Origin of the sequence: Candidatus Nitrosocosmicus oleophilus (genome assembly GCF_000802205.1) — an archaeon.
GTDB classification, from domain to species: Archaea; Thermoproteota; Nitrososphaeria; order Nitrososphaerales; family Nitrososphaeraceae; genus Nitrosocosmicus; species Nitrosocosmicus oleophilus.
On the sequence record NZ_CP012850.1, the window covers coordinates 2,303,336 to 2,324,518 of the forward strand.

17 protein-coding genes are annotated in these 21,183 nt (G+C 35.7%); 4 read left to right on the forward strand and 13 right to left on the reverse strand.

What is annotated here, in order from left to right:
* Positions 1 to 13 precede the first annotated feature (13 nt).
* From ilvC to NMY3_RS11285, 13 genes are all read right to left on the reverse strand, one after another.
* Positions 14 to 1,018 carry a ketol-acid reductoisomerase gene (ilvC, locus tag NMY3_RS11225; protein WP_196815941.1) on the reverse strand — a complete coding sequence of 335 codons (1,005 nt, stop codon included), beginning with the start codon at positions 1,016 to 1,018 and terminating at the stop codon, positions 14 to 16.
* Positions 1,019 to 1,080: 62 nt separating this feature from the next.
* On the reverse strand, positions 1,081 to 2,040 hold the full coding sequence (locus tag NMY3_RS11230) for a prephenate dehydrogenase/arogenate dehydrogenase family protein (RefSeq protein WP_196815942.1): 960 nt from the start codon (positions 2,038 to 2,040) through the stop codon (positions 1,081 to 1,083).
* A gap of 48 nt (positions 2,041 to 2,088) precedes the next feature.
* Positions 2,089 to 3,603 carry an aminotransferase class I/II-fold pyridoxal phosphate-dependent enzyme gene (locus NMY3_RS11235; protein WP_196815943.1) on the reverse strand — a complete coding sequence of 505 codons (1,515 nt, stop codon included), beginning with the start codon at positions 3,601 to 3,603 and terminating at the stop codon, positions 2,089 to 2,091.
* 10 nt (positions 3,604 to 3,613) lie between these two features.
* On the reverse strand, positions 3,614 to 4,723 hold the full coding sequence (aroC, locus tag NMY3_RS11240; RefSeq protein WP_196815944.1) for a chorismate synthase: 1,110 nt from the start codon (positions 4,721 to 4,723) through the stop codon (positions 3,614 to 3,616).
* A gap of 101 nt (positions 4,724 to 4,824) precedes the next feature.
* Positions 4,825 to 6,303 (reverse strand): 3-phosphoshikimate 1-carboxyvinyltransferase, encoded by a 1,479-nt coding sequence (locus NMY3_RS11245; protein WP_196815945.1) that lies wholly within the window; start codon positions 6,301 to 6,303, stop codon positions 4,825 to 4,827.
* A gap of 543 nt (positions 6,304 to 6,846) precedes the next feature.
* The gene (locus NMY3_RS11250; protein WP_196815946.1) at positions 6,847 to 7,692 is read right to left on the reverse strand and encodes a shikimate kinase; all 846 of its coding nucleotides are present in this window, start codon (positions 7,690 to 7,692) and stop codon (positions 6,847 to 6,849) included.
* Positions 7,693 to 8,589 carry a shikimate dehydrogenase gene (locus NMY3_RS11255; protein ID WP_196815947.1) on the reverse strand — a complete coding sequence of 299 codons (897 nt, stop codon included), beginning with the start codon at positions 8,587 to 8,589 and terminating at the stop codon, positions 7,693 to 7,695.
* A gap of 553 nt (positions 8,590 to 9,142) precedes the next feature.
* Positions 9,143 to 9,850: a type I 3-dehydroquinate dehydratase gene (aroD, locus tag NMY3_RS11260; protein ID WP_196815948.1), complete on the reverse strand. Its 708-nt coding sequence runs from the start codon at positions 9,848 to 9,850 to the stop codon at positions 9,143 to 9,145.
* A gap of 79 nt (positions 9,851 to 9,929) precedes the next feature.
* Complete coding sequence (gene tatC, locus NMY3_RS11265; RefSeq protein ID WP_196815949.1) at positions 9,930 to 10,721, reverse strand: twin-arginine translocase subunit TatC; 792 nt, start codon at positions 10,719 to 10,721, stop codon at positions 9,930 to 9,932.
* Between the two features lie 100 nt (positions 10,722 to 10,821).
* Positions 10,822 to 11,601, reverse strand: a complete 780-nt coding sequence (locus NMY3_RS11270; RefSeq protein ID WP_231100419.1) for a DNA-methyltransferase — start codon at positions 11,599 to 11,601, stop codon at positions 10,822 to 10,824.
* Between the two features lie 188 nt (positions 11,602 to 11,789).
* The gene (locus NMY3_RS11275; protein ID WP_231100029.1) at positions 11,790 to 12,977 is read right to left on the reverse strand and encodes a 3-dehydroquinate synthase II; all 1,188 of its coding nucleotides are present in this window, start codon (positions 12,975 to 12,977) and stop codon (positions 11,790 to 11,792) included.
* Positions 12,940 to 13,731 (reverse strand): 2-amino-3,7-dideoxy-D-threo-hept-6-ulosonate synthase, encoded by a 792-nt coding sequence (locus tag NMY3_RS11280; RefSeq protein ID WP_196815951.1) that lies wholly within the window; start codon positions 13,729 to 13,731, stop codon positions 12,940 to 12,942. The genes NMY3_RS11275 and NMY3_RS11280 overlap by 38 nt, the downstream gene beginning before the upstream one ends.
* Positions 13,732 to 13,808: 77 nt before the next feature.
* Positions 13,809 to 14,591 (reverse strand): NAD+ synthase, encoded by a 783-nt coding sequence (locus NMY3_RS11285; RefSeq protein ID WP_196815952.1) that lies wholly within the window; start codon positions 14,589 to 14,591, stop codon positions 13,809 to 13,811.
* A gap of 153 nt (positions 14,592 to 14,744) precedes the next feature.
* Here NMY3_RS11285 and NMY3_RS11290 point away from each other — a divergent pair, with 153 nt between their 5' ends.
* From NMY3_RS11290 to lysS, 4 genes are all read left to right on the forward strand, one after another.
* Positions 14,745 to 15,932: a citrate/2-methylcitrate synthase gene (locus NMY3_RS11290; RefSeq protein WP_196815953.1), complete on the forward strand. Its 1,188-nt coding sequence runs from the start codon at positions 14,745 to 14,747 to the stop codon at positions 15,930 to 15,932.
* 71 nt (positions 15,933 to 16,003) lie between these two features.
* Positions 16,004 to 17,092 carry a phosphoribosylformylglycinamidine cyclo-ligase gene (purM, locus tag NMY3_RS11295; protein WP_196815954.1) on the forward strand — a complete coding sequence of 363 codons (1,089 nt, stop codon included), beginning with the start codon at positions 16,004 to 16,006 and terminating at the stop codon, positions 17,090 to 17,092.
* A gap of 414 nt (positions 17,093 to 17,506) precedes the next feature.
* Positions 17,507 to 19,435, forward strand: coding sequence for an elongator complex protein 3 (locus tag NMY3_RS11300; protein ID WP_196815955.1), 1,929 nt, complete (start codon positions 17,507 to 17,509; stop codon positions 19,433 to 19,435).
* Positions 19,436 to 19,440: 5 nt separating this feature from the next.
* Positions 19,441 to 21,150: a lysine--tRNA ligase gene (lysS, locus tag NMY3_RS11305; RefSeq protein WP_196815956.1), complete on the forward strand. Its 1,710-nt coding sequence runs from the start codon at positions 19,441 to 19,443 to the stop codon at positions 21,148 to 21,150.
* Positions 21,151 to 21,183: the final 33 nt, after the last annotated feature.

A 21,183-nucleotide genomic window follows, 5' to 3' on the forward strand; every position in this document is an offset into this window, starting at 1 on the left:
TGAGTCTTGACTATTACTCTACCTTTTCTTGCGGCCACATCATTTTCCTTAGATCCTTGCCGACTTTTTCAATCTCATGATTTTCCAACTCCTGCAACATCCCTCTAAAAGCCAATTTCTTTTCCTTCTTGTAATTGTTGACCCACTCGTTTGCAAACTGTCCTGATTGGATCTCTGCTAATACTTCCTTCATTTTTGCCTTAGAGTCTGTGTCAATTACGCGTTTACCCCGGGTAAGCCCACCATATCTTGCTGTTTCACTGACCCTGGTATACATACCTGTAATACCATACTTTTGAACCAAGTCTACAATTAATTTTAGCTCGTGCAAGCATTCAAAATAGGCAATTTCTGGTTGATAACCTGCTTCTACCAGTGTCTCAAATGATTTAAGGATCATTTGGTGTACCCCTCCACACAAATCTACTTGCTCCCCAAACCAATCTGTTTCTACTTCTTCTTTGAATGTGGTCTCCAAAACCCCAGGTTTTGTACTTCCTATTGATTTGGCGAGTGCCAATGTTTTTTCCCAAGCTTTTTTTGTATAGTCTTGATGTACAGCAACAAGAGAAGGTGTCCCGAATCCGTCTAAGTACAATTCACGGACTCTTTGACCTGGTCCTTTCGGTGCAATCATTATGACATCAATATTTTTAGGAGGATCGATCCACTTCCAATGTATAGCAGCACCATGTGAAAAACTGATCGTCTTATTTTCAGTCAAATATGGTGCGATTTCAGTCTTAAAAGTTTCTTCTTGTTCCATATCTGGAATTAAAATATGTATAATATCAGAGTCTTTAACTGCATCACTAACAACTTTTACTTCGTGATTATCATTTTCTGCTTTTGCCCACGTCTTCCCTCCTGGACGCAAACCAACACAAACATTTAGACCGGAATCTTTCATATTAGATGCCTGTGCCGCACCTTGAATACCATAACCAATGACAGCAATCTTTAGATTCCTTAATGGATCCAAAGAGACTTCATTGTCAAGCCATCTCCTTATTGTCATGCTTTAAAATGAAAATGAAATCATATATGTTCTTATTGATCCATATATATCCATTGACTAGTTTAATTATTTAAAAACCGGTAAAGCAAATCATACGAATAATCTATATCTATTTGCTTCTTAATTTTTTTTCTCGTATTGATTACAAGGTTTTGCAAGTACTTTTCGTCTTTTTGTTCTACTTTCTTTGATACCCTCTCATAAATCTTGCCATACTTGTTAATTATCTCGATTGATTTGTCGCTACCTAGAAATAGATTCAAATAAAGTGGTACTTCATCAGTTAATATACTCTCACTTAGTAACGATTGAATCCTATATGAGCTTCCCGATAACTGTTTTAACAGTTTTAACAAATCTTTTTCGTTTTTGAATGTCTTACTAGTTGAAATTTCAATCAAAAGTCTCGAGAAAACAAGATTAATAAAGTAAACTAAACTTATAAGAATAGCAATAAGAGTATCGTGTTTTTCTGACGTACTTATTAAGAATCTTTTGAATCTTGGAAACAACTTACCAAGTATTCTTGATTCCCTGTTTACATCAGATAAACCTAGTGGCACATACATTATTATATTCTTTGAAGATTTTATTTGAGCTCCTGGTCCAAACATAGGATGGATACAAAGAAATTTCATAGAATTATATTTCTGGGATAAGTTTGAAATATAATTATGAATAGGATTTTTGACAGAAGATATTTCTATAACAATTGTTCCTGGTCTTAGCATCATTGTAATTTTATCAAGGATTTTAAGCGTTTCCTTGATAGGAGTACATAAAATGATTATGTTTGAATCTTTAACAAACTTGCTAATACTCTTTGAAACAAAAACATTCACGGTCTCTGAGATATTTAAGTAATCTGCCCTACTAATGTCAACTAAGAAAATCTTTTCTACTTTAATAGTTTTTTTGCTTAAATGTTGATCTTCAGATTGTTCTTTACGTAAATTAATAAGATAATCAAAAAACCATTTTCCCATTCTTCCGGCGGCTCCAACTATTAGGATATTTGCCATTTCAGTTATTTCAGGTCAAAGTAAAGATTATCGTAGAAAAAATAATACTTAAAGTTTACCAACCAAATCACTAATGATTTCCAATCCTTTGATCATTTTCGTTTCCTCTAGACACGTAGATAATCTTATGTAATTAGAATAATTTGATCCGAATCCACTTCCCGGTGCTACGGCAACTCCATGGTTTAACAATAATTCCACTAACTTCAAGTCTGTCAAATCTAGATCACGCCTGATCCTTGCAAAGACATACATTGCCCCATCTGGGAATACATATTCAAATGGTAATTTTTTCAAATGCTCACACATTATTTCTAAACGCTTCTTCATTATTTTGTTATTTCTCTCAGGATCGGAATTTAGTGCTAGCAAGGCACAAGATTGCATTGGCTCTGCCACTGATGTTAAAGCCAATGCTTGTATTTTGATGAGCTTGTTGATTAATGAGGCATTTCTAGAATACACATAGCCGACCCTAAATCCCGTCATCGCAAATGTTTTTGAAAAAGAGCCCAATAGTATTGATTTGTCATAGTCAAAATTAATAACACTTCGATAAGGTTCATAAGCATAGTTAGAATAAACTTCATCACTGAGTAAATAAATTCCATTCTTGCGAGCTAATTCTACTATTTTGTCGTAAGATTTTTTGTTCAGTATTTTACCAGTTGGATTATTAGGATAATTTAGACAGATTATTTTTGTATTAATATTAATTTGATTTTCTATTTCAGAAATGTCAGGCTCCCAGTTCTGTTCCAAACTAGTCTTTACTACCCTATTTTTTACACCAAGGTAATTTGCACAATCAAAGCAAGCCGGCCAAGCTGGTTCAATGGTAATAATTTCATCACCCGGTCTCAAAAGTGCGGAAAACGAACAAAATATCCCGAACCGGCCTCCGGGGGTAACAATAATCTTGTCAGGACTTATTGGTTCAAAAATATCAAATCCATTTTTAGCTGAGATATTAGCAAGATGATTGGACAAACCTTTCCGCAAATCTCTGATACCCGCAGTCTGAGTATAATGAAACCTGCGCATTTCATAAATCCTGGTTAATTCATTCTTAACTTCAACCGGTGGTAGAAAATCAGGTTCTCCAACCTCCATGTGTATTATCTTAAATCCTTGTAGTTCTAGATTTTTTGCTGCATTAAAGACATCCAAATGAGATTTGATTTCAAATTTATGGATCTTATGTTCGTCCTTCGTAGGAGGGGATTTAGTAGGCTGAACCGAAGAATTTGTTTTATGTTCAATTATTTCTTGCTTACCATTGAGTTTATTTTTTTCCAAATTCTGAATTCTAATTGATTCGTTAATTAGCATATTGACAATCCTTCCAGAAAATTCTGGATCCAAATTCAAATATTCAGGGTTACTAAACAAATAGCTCTTGATACCTAATTCTACCTTATCGTCAATAATCTCAAGGTCCAAATTGGTCTTTATCGCTCCGATTTTCCTCGCAATCTCCATCCTTTGATTGACTAGTTGCATGATTTGCTTTGTAATTTCTTTCATGTCATTCCTCAAAATACTAACTTCTTCTATCGTCATCTTCGAATCCCTAACGTATTACCCTTGGCACAAGATTAGATTTTAGACAAAAATCTAGCAACACGATTGCTGTAATGCTATCTACTACAGGCGGGGCCCTGGGGACTACACACGGATCATGTCTACCGGATACAATTAATTGAGATTCCGTCATATCCTTCAAATCTACTGTCTTCTGAGGTTTTGGGATGGATGCAGCCGGTTTGAAAGCAACTCTAAATACTATTGGCATTCCATCTGTAATCCCACCCAATATTCCTCCTGATTTATTTGTATCAGTAATTATTTTGCCAGTGGATTTATCAATAGAGAATGAATCATTATTCTCAGACCCCCTCATAGCCGAACCGCTAAATCCAGATCCAAATTCAAGTCCTTTAACCGCAGGAATGCTGAAAATACCTTTTGATATCTCAGACTCTATTGATTCAAAAATTGGTTCGCCTAATCCTACTGGCACTCCTTGTGCTACGCACTCGATTACACCTCCCAATGAATCACCTTCTCTTCTAGCGGACAATATCAAATCCCTCATTCTCATTGCTATATCCTGGTCAGGGCAACGAACATCATTAAGATATCTGTTTTTAGAAAGCGTGTCAAATGGTATGTCAGCAGTATCCATTGTTATATCTCCAATAGATTTTGTATAACTTATTATTTCAATATTTAAATAATTCTTTAATATTTTCAACGCTACGGCTCCTCCCATCGCTATAGTCGCAGTTAACCTGCCTGAAAATCGTCCACTTCCCCTAAAGTCATTGAATCCTCCATATTTTGAAAAAGCAGTATAGTCTGCATGACCAGGTCTTGGCTTTGATACGAAATCATCATATGAACGAGAATCAGAGTCCTTGTTCCAAATAATCATGCTGATGGGAGCACCAGTTGTGAATCCATTGAAAACACCTGAAAGTATTTCCACTGTATCAGTTTCCCTCCTCTGGGTTGTAATGATTGATTGTCCGGGCTTCCTTAAATCAAGTAATGGCTGAACATCTGCCTCCGAGAGACGTAGTCCTGCTGGACACCCATCTATTATAGCTCCTATGCATTGGCCATGGCTCTCACCAAAACTTGATAACGTGAAGCAATCCCCAAGCGTATTTGAAGGCATGAATAAATTTTTAGTTGTAATTCTGATATATTATTATTTTTAATATTTAATCTACATCTTACAAGTTATGCTTGGATGTTCACAAATCATAGTCAACAATTTCACGTTACCAAATACTCAATTTGGGCGCCTATCCCTTTCAACTCACTTATGAAATTTGGAAAGGATACATCAACGGAATCTGCACTATCGATAATGGAATAGTCTGTAGATAAACCAGCTATCGTAAAGGCCATAAAGAGTCTGTGATCGTCAAATGAATTGATTACCGCATTTTTTAATTTGTCTGGAGGGTATATAGTTATTGAATCGTTTTCTTCTTTTATTTGAGCCCCAAATTTTGCTAGTTGAGAGGAAATAATAGAGACACGGTCAGTTTCCTTATATCTTGCATGCGACACACCAGTTATGATAGTCTTTTCTTTAGCCTTTAGTGACAAAATTGCTACTACCGGAAGTAAATCTGGGGTAGCAACCAAATTAAAGTCTCCGCCTTCTAATTTATCCGATCCATCTATTTTAGCCACTCCTTTGCTCTTGTCGGTTTCAATTCTACCCCCCATTCTCTTGATTATATTAATTATTTCCATATCTCCCTGAGGCATCGTAAAATCCAAATTCTTTATTACCAGAACACCTTCTGACATAATGGCTGCGGACAATAGCAATGCAGCAGTAGAAAAATCACCAGGCACTCGAAAGGTTTGGGCTTTGTAATCACATTTTATAGGTAGTCTATATTCCTCTGAGATATTTAGAATTGGTTTGGACTCTTTTGAATCATCTGAACCATCTCTCAAATTCTGAAGAAATTCCCTATTTGAAGAATTCTCCACTTCAACACCAAATTTTTTCATAATAAAAATAGTTGAGTCAATATATGGTTTGGAAACTTGGTTGCCTAAGACTTGGATCGTAGTTGGAGTTTGAGAATATATTCCGGAGAGAAGGATTGATGATATGAATTGGCTAGAAATATCTCCTCTAATCTTAGCCGTTCCTCCTTTAAAACCACCACCCTTTACGACAAGTGGAGGAAAGTTTTTGCTATTTGTGGAAAAGCAACTGACGCCCAATTGATTTAACGCGTTGATCAGATCACCCATGGGTCTTTTTCGAAGACTCTTATCACCAGTTAGAATACTATAACCATCATTTACCAAAGAACACATGGATGTAGCAATTCTAATGGTCGTACCTGAATTGTCAGCATTTAACACATCATCCGGTGTTTTAAAACCTCTCCTTCCTCCGTTGCTTTCAACTGTGAGATCCTGCATACCGGATAAACTAACTTTATCATACCTGGGCCCACTAACAAGATATGCTTGATAATTTTCCAGGTTATCAAATTTAGAAGTCTCTGAATAATTGGACTCTTTATTTAAAGGATTAACGATGACACCTAACATTTTGACACAGTCAATCGATGCAAGCGTGTCTCTAGAGATTAGGACATTTTCTATGTGGGATTTGCCACAAGAAAGGCTAGATATCAATATGGCCCGGTGACTATAACTTTTGCTTGGAGGACAATTGATCTCCCCGCATAGTTGGGATTTTTTTACTTTTATTTCCACGTAGATGACCTGCTATATTATTCACAGAAAATTAATATCAATATTGCTATTCTCAATAGCCCACATAAAACCTACTTTAAGTCAAATAGGATTTGTTATGAGGATTTATGAAACAAATTAACAATATCTTTTCTTTCTTCTCGCGGGCCTTGAAGGTCATTGAATGTGGAGATTCATCTGACTTACAAGTAATCTCTGTATTGAATCTAAAGCTGACCGAATAATCTTCTCAAATACCTTTTCTTTTCAAAAGTAGTGATTAGAATAACCGTTAAACTTATTCATAGGCAAAATTCATTAAGAGAATCAGCCTCTCTATCTTTCTAACTGTTTTCTCTGTAGAATTCTTGCTCTCATTGATTGATATAATATTGTAGTTTACCTTGTTGTTTGATAGATCCATTTTTATCAATTATCTGGTTATTTAGGCATTCCTGCAAAATATCAACAGGCATATTTATGATGACTAAGATTTCGAATCTCATTTAGTTGCGATATCAAATGCTAAATAAATTGGATTTGAAACCGGCTCATCTTGTGTATTTATTCAACGGTTGCTTTAGTGTTATTAACTTTAGCCGAGATTATTTTTCCGTCAAATTTTTCCATAGAATTCACGAAATTTTCTACATTGTCTTTATACAAAACCGCTGCAATAGCTGGTCCATTTCCTGAATGACTAATACTCAAACAATGATTTTCGAATGCATTAATCATGGGTGCGTAATTATTATATAAAATTGAGTTTATCAGGACACCGTTGAGATTCATCGCCTTCCAATAATCTCCTTTTAGGGCTAGTCTAAAAGCATGGTTGAACAGGTCCTTATGAATTCGTAGTTTAGGAACTTCACCTCTGGCAACTCCTGTAGGCAGAAATATAACAACAGCAAGATCGTTATTCACCACATCTCTTTTTATTATTTTCTTATAGTGGTTATCAGTTAATATTACTCCACCATAATAACATGCACAAGCATCATCAAAAGCCCCAGTCATGCTCACCTTTGCCCATAAAGAAGAATTGACCGCTGTGCTTAGGACTGCTCTGTCATAGATTTGATCATCCAATAATTTGTAGCATGCAAGTGAAATTGCATTTGAAACCGCACTCGAACTCTTGAGACCCCAACCTGCTGGTATTTCAGATGTCAGACTAATAGATAAGAAATGATTTTTCAAAACACTACCAGGCAATATGCTCCTGATTATCTTATTTACCAGTTTATCATTCACAAAATTTCTGGATATCCCTTGATGTCCTTTCTCAAGTGATAATTTTACCTTGACCTTTTGCGAAATTCCAAAAGTACACCCCTTGCCTGTTGCGATGGCATTTACTATAGATATGGCACCAAACATAGTAACAGAAGCAGAAGAATTTTTCATTTATTTCGGTACCCCAAATATTCCAAGTAATGACTTTCGCATGACTTCCTTTGGTGCATTCAACCCTGTCCATATCTCAAATGATTTATAGCCTTGGTTTAGTAACATCTCGTATCCAAATATTACCTTTGCATTAGCGCTTCTTGCACGATCTAAGAAATCAGTCATAATTGGTTTGTAAATAATGTCAAAAACTATAGATTCGTTGCTCATGGAATCTGAGCTTAAAAGACTTTTTTCGTTATTAAGACCTACTGAAGTAGTATTGATAATCAGTTTACAATGCGAGGAAACATGAGATAATTTCTCATGGTCTGAATACTCCATCGGAATACAATTTAGTCCCAAGGTATTGCCCAATTCAATTACTTTAGAGAGTTTTTGCCTATCTCTATTTACAACAAATACCGATTTTATACCTTTTTTTCTTGACAGTCCTACTAGCGCTGCTCTGCTTGATCCTCCTGCTCCAAGTATCAAAATTTCTAGGCCTTCAAATCTTGATATTCTTTCTTCAATTGGGGCCATCAATCCGTAAATATCTGTGTTATATCCAAAAAGGATTCCGTCTTCATTTTTGACTGTATTGACTGCCCCTGCCAGAGAAGCCTCTTCAGTTAATTTGTCGACATATTTTGTCATTTCTACCTTATGCGGAATCGTGACGTTGAACCCTGTTACATTAATTTGGCGCAACGATTCCACTGATTCCTCGAGTTCGTTTATCTTAACCTTAAAAGCAATGTATGAATAATTTAGATTTAGATACTTAAACGCAGCATTATGCATCAAAGGGGATAATGAATGCTCAACGGGATCTCCTATAATACAAAAAGTCTTAGTAGATTTATCTGCGGCTACCTGTGGATTAGATGTATCCTCACTAAAACTGCTCATGACTATATTCAGAATAGTTTTTGAAGCATATTTATTCTAAAGCATCATAATTCCATTCACCATCTGACTAGTTTGATTTAAAGAGTATTTTTTGTCTAGTTGTTTTTCATGTTAACATAGCTCGCCCTCCCTTCTCTGGGCTATTAAATGAAATGATATAATTCAATAAAAATTGAAATAAGCTTTTTTTGAGTTACAAAGTATTGTTAGCATGTTACTACAGTCTGCAATTTTATTTTCTCAAATGCAGTATTTGATTTGATCATGATGATCGATTATTCTTCTCATCGTGATCATCAAAAAGTTGATAATGCAAGTCTGGAACAATATATAGTCATTGATACTCCTCTAAATTACAAGATTCATAATTTATTCTGATTTTAATTTGCTACGATAACTAATTGCATAATAAAATCATTTTAAAAGCTATAATAAATTGGGGAACGATATCCTTTGGTAATAAGGATAAGTTGATGCCCTAAAAATGGTAGAAAAGGTAATTGGTAAAGGAAGCAATCGGATCCATTTTAGATTTTTATCAAACGTATCTTCTCTAAAACAAATCATAAATTGATTTCATTTGACCTATCGATAATTGACCTGGGGCTAGAGCTGCTCCAACCGATGCAAATGTAAATGGGGCTTTACCCACCACCGTACACAAAACTCTGCTTAAAACACCTGTTTCCCCCATTGCAAAAGCTATCAAATTAATGTGGGTATCAATTGATTGGTATATACTTAAGATCTTTATTGAATCATCTATTGACCTTGCGGTAGTAACTACCTTTACAAATGGGCTGTAAATTTGCATGTTTTTTACTTGTTCTAAAAGGCGATTTAATTCAGGAGTTTGAGAAAAATCATGCCAACTTACAAGAATTCGGGTGTTTCCATTTTCAACCAGATCGGCGATAAAGTCGTTACTTGAAATCAAATTGTATTCGATATCTACGAAAAGTGGACTTTTACGAATAAATTTGGCTATTATCTCAGCCCTTTTCTCGGAATCATTGGAAAATTTGCCACCTTCATTCTCAGGTCTGATTGTGTAAATGCATTTGTCCTGATATCTTGACAAAATATCTAAATAGAGATCGATATTTTCGAAACTACTAAGGTAATCAAATCGGCACTCAATTATATCTACTCCCCTACTTATTGCCTCGTCTATTTGATTCACGGTTAATACCAAACTTTTATCGTTATCAGTATCATTTATGACAGGAATTGATGCACATAATTTTCTATTGATAGACAAGTTAGATAATTAAAGAACTAGCAAGGTTACTTTATGTCTTTCTTACTACTAAGGGTTTCAGTAAGATTTGAGTAATCTCTTACTTGTTCCCCTTTTCTTTTAATGTTATGATTGCTATCCCAATTAAATAAAGTGCCAACATTGGTATCGTAATACACCACATTGTTATTCCACTACCATCAGGAGTAATTATTGCACCAAAGATGATCATTATCAATAGTGCATATTTCAGATTCTTTATCCAAAATTGCAGACTGATAAGACCGCTAGCCGTTAGGATGAACATAACGAGTGGTAATTGAAAGGAGATCCCAAATGCTATGAAAAACTGTAGTACGAAATTAATAAAGTCCGAGATGTTTAGAAATGTAAGGACGCCAATCGTTTGTCCGTACTCATACAAGAATGTTAGAGTGATTGGGATTGCCAGATAGAAGGAAAATGCCATTCCACTTATGAAAAGAATCGATGTGGGTAGCAGGTACATGAAAAAAGCCTTTTCTCGACTTTTAAAAGACATAGCAGGACTAACGAATCCAAAAACTTCCCTAACGATCAAAGGGATTGAACAAGAAACTGAAATCAGGATCGCTACATAAATTTGAGCATAAAGGGCTTGTCCGGGTGCTGTCTGAATCAAATCGACGCCATGTGGAATAAGATTATTACTTAGAAATATCGTCACCTGACTTGCGATATTATTATAGACCGTCGGAACAAGGAAATAAAATGAATAATTATTCACAGTCACCAGATGGATGCCAAAAACAGTACAAATAATCATTATTGCAATGGTAATAACTAATATCCTCAAAAATCGATTTCGTAATTCTTTTACGTGATCCATGAAAAGCATATCGCCAGGTGCCATTTACCTTAGACTCTTGTACCAAAAAAAGTAAAAAATATAAACTATGCTTAAACCGAACCTGTTGAAATGCCCTCTAAGATCTAACCCTTAGACCTTAAATCTACACCGCATGAGACGCTATTTTTTTCCAATTTGCTATGAGTGCTTCAGGTCTAATGTGTAGATCCTCGTTCAAAATTCTTTTTTTTGCCAAATCAACGTATTCCTGTTTAATATCAATGCCAAGAAAATGTCGATCAAGATTGTAAGCTACCTTTGTAGTTTGACCGCTTCCATTAAATGGATCCAGTACAATATCCCCATTGTAAGAGTAAATTTTAAGTAAACGATAAGGTATTTCCTCGGGGAAAGGACATGGATGTTCGATATAACCTGGAGGTACTGGAGCTATATGCCACACAGAATTTGCTATTTCTTTGGTCCATTCCTCATGGGTAGCCGGTAGGATTTCTCTTCTTTGATTCCTTCCGGTCTTCACGTCACCCTTCCTTAATACTAAAATGAATTCATGCATAATATTTGCCCTGTAGTATTTGGGGTATGGGTTTATCACAAACGAACCGTACCTGTTGGTTCCTCCAGTTACTTTGTGCCAAATAATTTCTTCATGAAGACTCCAGTTTCCACCAGGTGTCACTAGTTTTGATAATAGCAAGTGGGGCAATGGAATTAATGTCCCATTCACAACCTCGTTGGCGATCACAATACAGCAATACCCCCCCTCCTTGGTTACACGATATACCTGATTATTAAAAATAGTAACCATGTTTTCTATATAATCATCCAAACTGACCTTCTGAATCCCTCTATAATTCTCTGTGTTTCTTTTTGAGGTGTGTAAATCATAGTCTATGGCATTCCCATAAGGAGGTGAGGTCACAGTCAATTGGATACTTCTAGAAGGAACATTTTTTAATATCTTTTCACAGTTTCCTAATAAAATTTTATCGTATAGAGATTCGGACCTGATTAACACAAATTCAGTTTTTGGATAAGGTCCATAATCACATTACTCTAAAAATTTATACTCATTGATAAAAAGATTTAACAAATTTTAGAATTGTTTTATCATTTTTCTAGTATGTATTCGTTTGAAACCTCCATGCCAAAATGTCTACCTACCGATGGAATTGAATACACCAATATCTTATCACCACGTTTTGCATGAGTGACTGGCAATATTTGACCGCTCTCATCCAAAAATCTAATAGTTTCTGCATTTTGAACTATGATGGTTCCCATCTCACTATCATTAATTGCTGCTCTAAATAGTCGTAACGGTCGTGATTCTATTTTAGCTCTCCCAACGCCGACTATTCGAGCTTCGCCTTTGGTGTTTACTATAAAGACCTGACTTCCAGATTCAAGTTCAGACAAATACTTTGTTGTTCCGTCTGGGGTTATAGTGTAACAATGGACTGCACCAGCGTTCACCCTGAAAGGACGAGGTGATGTAAAAGATGATCCTATTGATTCGTTGTGTACTAGAAACAAAAAATTGGACTTGTTTCCAACTAGCATTCCCTCCCCTTCAGCCAACATAGATACGGTATCTATACAAACTCTTTCTCCCATACCTACCTCTTGTACTTCTTTTATTTCTGCAATTTTTATTTGAAACAAAGATTTTCTAATGATCTTTCTTGCTCTGGCTATTTCCTCTTCACTATTTGTGGACATCAGTACTCCGTCCACACCCAATTCTAACACGGTGAACAGAGTTTCAACTTCCTCTATGGATTTTGCAACCGCGAATATCTCCGTACCGGTATTCTGGAGAGAAGCTATAACATTTTCAAGTGGTATTATCCTCCAATCATCCAAATCTATAATAACAAATGATAAATGAAATTTATCTATTAAGCGCTTCATTTCATCTATATCTTGATTACTGGTAACCTTTTTGTAAACTCCAGTTTTGGTCCCTGCAGTCAGATTTGTTGAGTTGATTTGGTCAAGCTGTTGTTCTGATTCAAAAATCACATAATCCGCATCCTTAGAATTAAAAATTGTTTTAATTTTAGTTGAATTCTTGTTCAGACCATCAAGCTCCTCTGAAGGATCGATATAAATCAAATCAATTTGGTCTTTTATCCGTGTAATGAGACTAGCAAAATCAACAAATTTATTTTTGCCATGTAATTCAGGAATACTTGAAAGATCAGAATTAGAATAAGCTAATGGCTTTAGTATTATTTTCTTAGCTTTTTGGTTCTTTCTACTTTCTTCCGCTTTTCTTGGATTTGTTTCTGCCATAGTGCTTGTTCTCTATGATAATAGCATGCAAGGCTTTTATTATTTCATTTGGATTATCATGTTGAAAAATATTTCTGCCAAAAGTTACGCCAATAGCTCCTGCCTTCATTGCATCATTGCACATTTGTAATATTTCATGGTCGGTATTAGCCTTTGGTCCACCAGCAATTACAATCGGGACAGGGCATGATTTTATGACCTCTCTAAATGAATCAACATCACCCGTGTAAACTGTCTTAACTATATCAGCGCCTGCTTCTGCACCTATTCGAGCTGTATGAGCGACTATAGTCGGATCGTGTGGGTTTGTAATGTTGTCTCCACGAGGATACATCATCGCAATTAACGGGATATTCCATTCATTGCATTGATCGGACACTTGACCCAGCTTGTAAAGCATACTTGGCTCTTCTTTTGAACCTATATTAATATGCAAAGAAACAGCATCAGCCCCTAATCTTATCGCTTCTTTCACTGAACCCATCAAAATCTTGTTGTTTGGATCGGGGCCAAGGGAGGTTGCAGCCGACATGTGGGCAATTAGTCCTATACGTGGAGGCGCCGGGAGAGATTTTATGATTCCTTTATTTACTAGGAAACATGTTAAGCCGGAATCCTGAGTTTGGTTTATCAGTTCGGATATATTTTGAATGCCCCTCAATGGGCCACTGCTTATTCCGTGATCCAGCGGGATACATAACATTTTTCCCTTTTTTAATATACGATTGAGCCGAATTTCTTTCCCAAGGACCATAATACAAGAAAAATTGTAAACCTATTTAAAAGTGATATGGTTAATTTATTAAAAATTATCAATCACCAATCCTGGTTTCATTTTGAAATTCTACAAATTGGTGGAGAAGTCAGTTTGTGCTGATTATTTCTTATCCTTTGTTGAACCTCTTGTATAGCCTTCAAAGACAAACCTGGAAATTCACCAGCGATATCTTGTATGTCAAAGTGTAAGTTATTTTGTGACTCAAATAGTTGAAGCATATGATCGAGTTTAATGAATGGCAAACCTAATTCATCTTCGGTGAATTGGTCGGCCCATAACCTTGCGCTGCTTTTCTTGTCTATAACGGAACTGGGAATTTCAAGATACTTTGCTAACCCTAATAATTGAGTCTTATACAAGTCACCTAGGGGTAGTAAATCGGCTGCACCGTCTCCGAATTTTGTAAAATAGCCAAGCATCAGTTCGGTCTTATTAGACGATCCTACTACCAGCCTTCCCATTAGGCCAGAATAATAATATAACACACACATTCTAATTCTAGCAACCAGGTTTCCAGTCAGCAGTATATTATCGGTGTCCTCTATTACTTCTATGAAACTATTTTTGGGTTTGTTTATGTAAATTTTTTCACTATCAATTTTCAATATTGAGCATATTCTAATAGCATCCTCGATATCACTTGACGGGGTTACAGTTTCATCTGGCATTATCAACCCTTTTACATTTTCTGGCCCAACCGCGTTTGCTGCCAGATAAGCAAGCACAGTGGAATCTATGCCCCCAGAGATTCCTAAAACTACTCCGTCTGATTTTCTGGATTCTGTTTCTTTCTTAATGAAATTCATAATTTCCTGGCTAATTAATTCAAAGTTCATCGAATTTAAAGTCCTTATTAGAAATATCATATTAATTTTGTCATGTTACAATGTTCAGATTAGACTAGCTATGAAATTTCATCAGAAAAGAGAGCTTGCTTTGAATTAATAGAATTATTTTAATATGCAGAATCAATATTAGAATTTAGGTCATTGGATACACGCAATATAGGCTTAAGGAATATCGAAGTAGCGGACACAAAAATATGTTCCATCGACGGTGAAAACGGAAAATTGATTTATAGAGGTTATGACATTCTTGACCTGGCCAATCATTCCACTTATGAGGAAACAGCATTCCTCCTGCTATTTGGAGATTTGCCTGTAAAAGAGGAACTTGATGTCTTCAACTCAAAATTGACTGAGGCACGAAGAATTCCTGAATCAGTTACCAAGAATATGAAAAATAAACCTGTTACAGCACATCCAATGGATGTATTGCAATCTTCCATATTAGAACTAGCAGATTACGACCGGAACAGACAGGATGAAGGGAAAAATGCCAATATTGAAAGGGCCATATCTTTAATTGCAAAGATACCAACGATAGTTGCTGCATGGGATAGGATCAGAAATAACAAAAATGTAGTTGAACCACTTGTTGAAAATTCACACGCACATAATTTTTTATATATGCTTAGAGGAGAACACCCAAAGCACGATATATCTAAAATATTTGATATCAGTTTAATACTACACGCTGAACATAGTTTTAATGCCTCAACTTTTGCGGCTCGTGAGATAGCATCAACACGAGCAAGCATCTATGCAAGCATAGGCGGTGCAGTGGGTGCCTTGTCTGGGGAGCTCCATGGCGGAGCTAATATTCAAGTAATGAAGATGTTACTAGAAATTGGCGATATAAATAACGTTGAAAAATGGGTCCAAGATAGGCTGACAAAAGGTGCAAGAGTTATGGGGATGGGGCATGCGGTGTATAGAACTACCGATCCAAGATCAGAAGTCCTAGCGACATTATCTAGGGCTATTTCCAAAGAAAAAGATTCAAAATGGTATGACATAACTGAAAAAATTGAGGAAGTAACAAAGCGAATCATGTATCAGACAAAGAAAATGCTGATTTACCCAAATGTTGATTTGTACAGTGCCTCATTATACTACAGTTTGGGGATTCCCATTGATCTAAATACACCAATCTTTGCTATATCAAGAATAGCGGGATGGAACGCCCACATTATTGAAGAGAAATTCGCTGAAGCCGCTCCAAAACCAGCTCTCTATAGGCCAAAGGCAGTATATGTAGGGAGATACTGTGGCCCGATGGGTTGTGAATATATTAGTCTTATCAACAGAAAAAATCAGAATCCTCAAACATCATGATACTAAATTTGATTAGAAAGTATCATCCTCTTAAATTTATAAGGACCATCAAATTTCTCTAATTCATATCGTTGAAGTTCTCAAGCAAGAACAATATTAAATATAGTGATGTTGGAATAGACGTAGATAAGATAAAGTCAATTCAAAATTCTATTGGAAAAAACATAAAGAGTACTCATCTATTACCAAAAATAGGTAAAGTAATTTCTGGATTTGGTCACTATGCAGGGCTCATCGAATTCAATAGTAGAATAATGACATTGCACACTGATGGTGTTGGATCAAAGATTTTAGTGGCTCAAGCCATGAATAAGTACAATACAATCGGACTCGACTGCATAGCTATGAATGTTAATGACACCGTTTGCTTAGGCGCTACCCCTGTAGGGTATCTTTCATACGTAGCTCTGGAAAAAACTAATGACAATTTATTAAAGGAGATTACTAAGGGCCTAGTCAAAGGAGCTAAAATTTCAAATATGGCAATAGTTGGAGGCGAAACAGCAATACTTCCAGATATAATTACAGGACAAAAAAAAGACCATAACTTTGACTTGGCAGGAATGGTTCTTGGAATATTAGAAAATAAGAAAAACATGATACTAGGGGATAAGGTTAGACCTGGTGACTTGATAATAGGAATAAGGAGTTCTGGAATCCATTCGAATGGGTTAACTCTAGCAAGAGATGTCCTGCTTAAACAGCATGATATTAACGATAAACCAGATTTTGTTAATCAACCAATTGGATCTGAATTACTTAAACCCACTGCTATTTATTCAAATGTTATCCTTAGGATAGTTGAAATATTTGGAGCAAGAATACATGGACTTGCACATATTACAGGTGGTGCGTTTACAAAGCTAAAAAGATTGAATAAACGAGTTGATTATGTTTTAGATAATATGCCCGCTATTGAGGGTATATTTAAACAAATTATGATAGACGGGAATATTTCAGAAAAAGAAATGTATAGGACTTTTAACATGGGTATAGGGTTTTGCGTTATTGCAGCACGAGAAACTGCTAATGAAATAATTGAAACCATTAATGATGAGAGAATGAAATCCACCATAATTGGAAATATCCGGAGAAACGGAACAGGTAATTCATTTATCAAATCATCAAATCATAATAGGATAAAAGAAGTCCAGCTCTAGCTAAGAAATTGTTATAATGCCATTCTAATTGTTAAATCTTAATTGAATTTGAAAATTGGTCTAGTGTACAGTAGTGAATTGAATAACAAGCAGCCAATACTGTCCTCCATATAGGCAAGTTTCATTTTGTTGTTTTGATATTTTTTCGATAATTTGCCTTTTTAGCATGTGATTTGTGGTGTTTTTTTGGTTAACAGTAAATAGGACAGATAAATTTCCAAAGCTTTTTTAGTTAATTTTCAGATGGTTTAGTTTGGATATCTATTTGTAGCTCCGTTTCCGTCTCATTCCCCCTCATACCCTTCCTGCTATTCGCAGTTGATACCATCTAAATCAGAGTAATTTTTTTTAGAAAATTAGGAAGAGATATTTAGTCGGCATAATAGAATATTTTCAGAGGAGACAGTCACTAGATTGTTTGTAAAAGCGTCTCGTTATAATGATAAAGATGATAACAGATATCAGCAGATATGCAATGAAATAGCTAATGATATCTTGTCTAATAATACTAATGGCAATATGATGAATTTACGTGAGATCAATAGTCTCATAAAATCAAAATCTTCTCAGTATAAACTTCCTAGTATCCCAAAATATGCTGAAATAAACCGTTTCATCCCAATCAATAGTCAATATAAAAGACTCTTAAGGAAAAAGCCTATGAAAACTCAATCTGGTATAGCAGTCATTACAGTTATGCCAATGCCTTACGATTGTCCCCATGGGAAATGTATCTACTGTCCTGGTGGGAAGGAATACAACACACCTCTTAGTTATGTGGGTACTGAACCATCCACCAAATTCGCTCAAAGGGTAAAATATGATTCTTACGAACAGGTCCGTTATAAAATAATGCAATTGATGGAAGGCGGTCATGAGGTCAGTAAAGCAGAGTTAGTTGTAGTCGGAGGAACGTTTCCCTTCTATCCTAAGGATTACCAAATTTATTTTGTTAAAAGATGTTATGATGCTCTAAATTCAATCAAACATGTAGAATATCCGATCCAAGTACCTTATGAATATTCTAGTACCTTAGATAAGCATACTACGCTTTCAACAGGTAATAGTTCTCAAGAAGAAAGGATATCTAAATTGGATTCGCTTTTGCTTACACTCGAGAAAGCAAAGCAAAAAAATGAAACGGCTTTTGTAAGATGTGTTGGTCTCACCATAGAAACAAAACCTGACTATTGCAAAATGGATCATATCAATTTGATGTTAGAACTTGGAACAACCAGGATTGAACTAGGAGTCCAGTCACTTAATGATACTGTTTTTAAAATGGTCAATCGAGGTCATACTATCGAAGATGTTTATAAAGCTTTTTATCAGGCCCGCAATTCCGGTTATAAGATTGGTGCTCATATGATGCCTGGTTTACCCGGATCTTCTTTTGAGCAAGATTTGAATGATTCAAGGATCTTGTTTGAGGATGAAAGACTAAAACCAGATATGCTAAAAATCTACCCCACACTCGTAGTACGAAATACAGGACTCTATAAATTATATAAAGATCAAAAGTACAAAAGTTACTCTACAAACCAGCTTGTGGAACTCCTGGTAGAAATAAAAAAATTTATTCCTCCATGGGTAAGAATAATGAGAATACAGAGAGAAATCGAAGCTCCTGACATCATCTCGGGCCCTAAAATGGGAAACATTAGACAGAAGGTGCTAGAAGAATTAAAAAGACAAGGAATAAAGTGTAAATGTATACGCTGTAGAGAAATAGGACTATATGAAAACAAAGTAGAATTTTCAAACGATGATGTTTTGTTATTTAGAACAGAGTATAATGCAGCTAATGGAAAGGAAATTTTCTTATCTTTTGAGTTAAAGGATAGGATGCTCCTCTTTGGTTTCCTCCGACTGCGGATCATGTCTGATCCTCTTAGAAAAGAATTGCAGTCAGGGTTTGACTTTATAACAGGATCCAGTAACAACAATATCTCTGATTCGACAGACAAATCATTTACCTCTGCAATTGTACGAGAACTACATGTCTATGGCACTGTCGCAAAAATAGGAGAACAGGTTAATAAGAAACAATCTACAACTGATAATAAAAAATCTAGTATGATGTTCAGAATTGGTGACAACTCTTATGATAATTATTCCACTATTTTTAATCCCATTGCTAATGATAGTGGTTTGGTTGGTAATAATCAAGTCAAATATCAACATAAGGGTCTAGGTAAGGGTTTGTTAGCTGAAGCCGAAAAAATCTGCAGGGAAGAATACGGTTTAAAAAAAATTTCAGTTATAAGTGCAGTAGGTACCAGAGATTATTATAGAAAATTTGGATATACTAATAATGGTCCGTATGTTACAAAATTATTATAGGACAAATGAGTAGTTCTCCTGAAAATATAATTGGCAAAGGAACCTGGATTGATAAGATTGCATACACAATAATTGAACGGGAAAAAAAACTCGGCAGGTCAACGGCAAACATCAAGGTTGAAAGTGGTTTAGGAGCATCCGGGATCCCTCATATTGGAAGCATGGGGGACGCTGTGAGAGCGTATGGGATTTCTTTGGCCTTGAAGAATCTCGGTTATTCATCAGAATTAATAGCATTCTCAGATGACCTAGATGGATTAAGGAAGGTACCGGCTGGGCTGCCCAAATGGCTGGAAAATCACATTTGTAAGCCAGTATCTACCATTCCCGACCCATATGGTGATTGCCATGACTCCTACGGACAACATATGAGTAGTTTGCTTTTAGAAGGGTTAGACTCGGCAGGAATAAAGTACACCTTTAGGAGCGGTACCCAAACTTACAAAAGTGGTATACTAACAGAGCAAACTCACAAAATTCTATTAAATAGCAAATTGATTGGAGACAAGATTGCAGAATCTACGGGTCAACAAAAATACCTCAAATTTCTACCTTATTTTCCTATTTGTGAAAAATGTAGCAGACTTTATGTCGCTAACTCAATTGACTATTTAGAAAATGAGAGAGCTGTGACATATTCATGTACCGGTAACACAATTGGAAAGAAATTAATTCAAGGGTGCGGACATTCCGGTCAAGTCAAAATTGACAGTGGAAATGGAAAATTAGCCTGGAAAGTTGAATTTGCAGCACGTTGGCAAGCCTTTGACATCAAATTCGAGGCCTTTGGCAAAGACATTATGGATTCTGTAAGAATTAATGATTGGATATCTGATGAAGTCTTGAAATTTAGTCATCCTTTGCACGCAAAGTATGAAATGTTTTTAGACAAAGGTGGTAAGAAAATAAGCAAATCCGCTGGAAATGTCTTGACTCCACAGATGTGGCTAAAGTACGGATCACCTGAATCTCTTTTATTATTGCTCTACAAAAGAATTTCAGGTACCAGACATGTTGGCATTGACGATATTCCTTTACTCATGGATGAGTACGATTTATTTGAAGATATTTTCTATGGAAAAATAAGTGAACCAAATGATAGCAAACGACTGAAAATGAATGGAGTTTACGAGTATATTAATCACCTTCGTCCAGCAGCAGACGATTCCTCGTCAATACACATACCCTATAGGATACTAATACAGCAGGCAAATCTGTTTAATAACCAAATCCAGGATTCAGAACTGCTGTTAAATGCTATATTTGATAGGCTCAAGAAATATAGGTTGGTAAAGGCAGAAGACATCAAGAAAAAGGATTTGATTAACAAAATAACTCTTGCTACAAGCTGGGTAAGAGAATTCAGTGACTCGACAGGAGGTGAAGGCGAAGCCGAAGGTGGTAGAGCCGATGAAAAAGTTGAAATGAGCAGTATTCAGAAAGAAGTAATATCCGAAATAGGAAATCAGTTATCTAGCTTGGCATCAAACGTAGCTAAAAAGAGAGATAATTCTAAAACTCCAGATGAAGATTTAGCCCAAGAAGTACAAACCATAATTTTCAATAATGCTAAAGGCAACAATCTTCAGCCCAAAGAGATATTCAAACTATTATATAAGATTTTGATAAACACAGAAAAGGGTCCAAGGCTTGGTAACTATATTGTGGACCTTGGAATAGATAATGTGGTAAAAGTGATAGAAAAGAGAATCTGACTTTGTAGGAACGAGTTGGTCACATTTCAATAT

Coding starts and splice junctions, on each gene's coding strand:
- aroC (WP_196815944.1), bottom strand. CDS start 4,723: ATGCCTTCAAATACGCTTGGGGATTGCTTCACGTTATCAAGTTTTGGT.
- tatC (WP_196815949.1), bottom strand. CDS start 10,721: ATGGCACCTGGCGATATGCTTTTCATGGATCACGTAAAAGAATTACGA.
- lysS (WP_196815956.1), top strand. CDS start 19,441: ATGAGTAGTTCTCCTGAAAATATAATTGGCAAAGGAACCTGGATTGAT.
- NMY3_RS11235 (WP_196815943.1), bottom strand. CDS start 3,603: ATGACGATAGAAGAAGTTAGTATTTTGAGGAATGACATGAAAGAAATT.
- NMY3_RS11250 (WP_196815946.1), bottom strand. CDS start 7,692: ATGAAAAATTCTTCTGCTTCTGTTACTATGTTTGGTGCCATATCTATA.
- NMY3_RS11230 (WP_196815942.1), bottom strand. CDS start 2,040: ATGGCAAATATCCTAATAGTTGGAGCCGCCGGAAGAATGGGAAAATGG.
- NMY3_RS11280 (WP_196815951.1), bottom strand. CDS start 13,731: ATGGTCCTTGGGAAAGAAATTCGGCTCAATCGTATATTAAAAAAGGGA.
- ilvC (WP_196815941.1), bottom strand. CDS start 1,018: ATGACAATAAGGAGATGGCTTGACAATGAAGTCTCTTTGGATCCATTA.
- NMY3_RS11275 (WP_231100029.1), bottom strand. CDS start 12,977: ATGGCAGAAACAAATCCAAGAAAAGCGGAAGAAAGTAGAAAGAACCAA.
- NMY3_RS11255 (WP_196815947.1), bottom strand. CDS start 8,589: ATGAGCAGTTTTAGTGAGGATACATCTAATCCACAGGTAGCCGCAGAT.
- NMY3_RS11285 (WP_196815952.1), bottom strand. CDS start 14,591: ATGAACTTTGAATTAATTAGCCAGGAAATTATGAATTTCATTAAGAAA.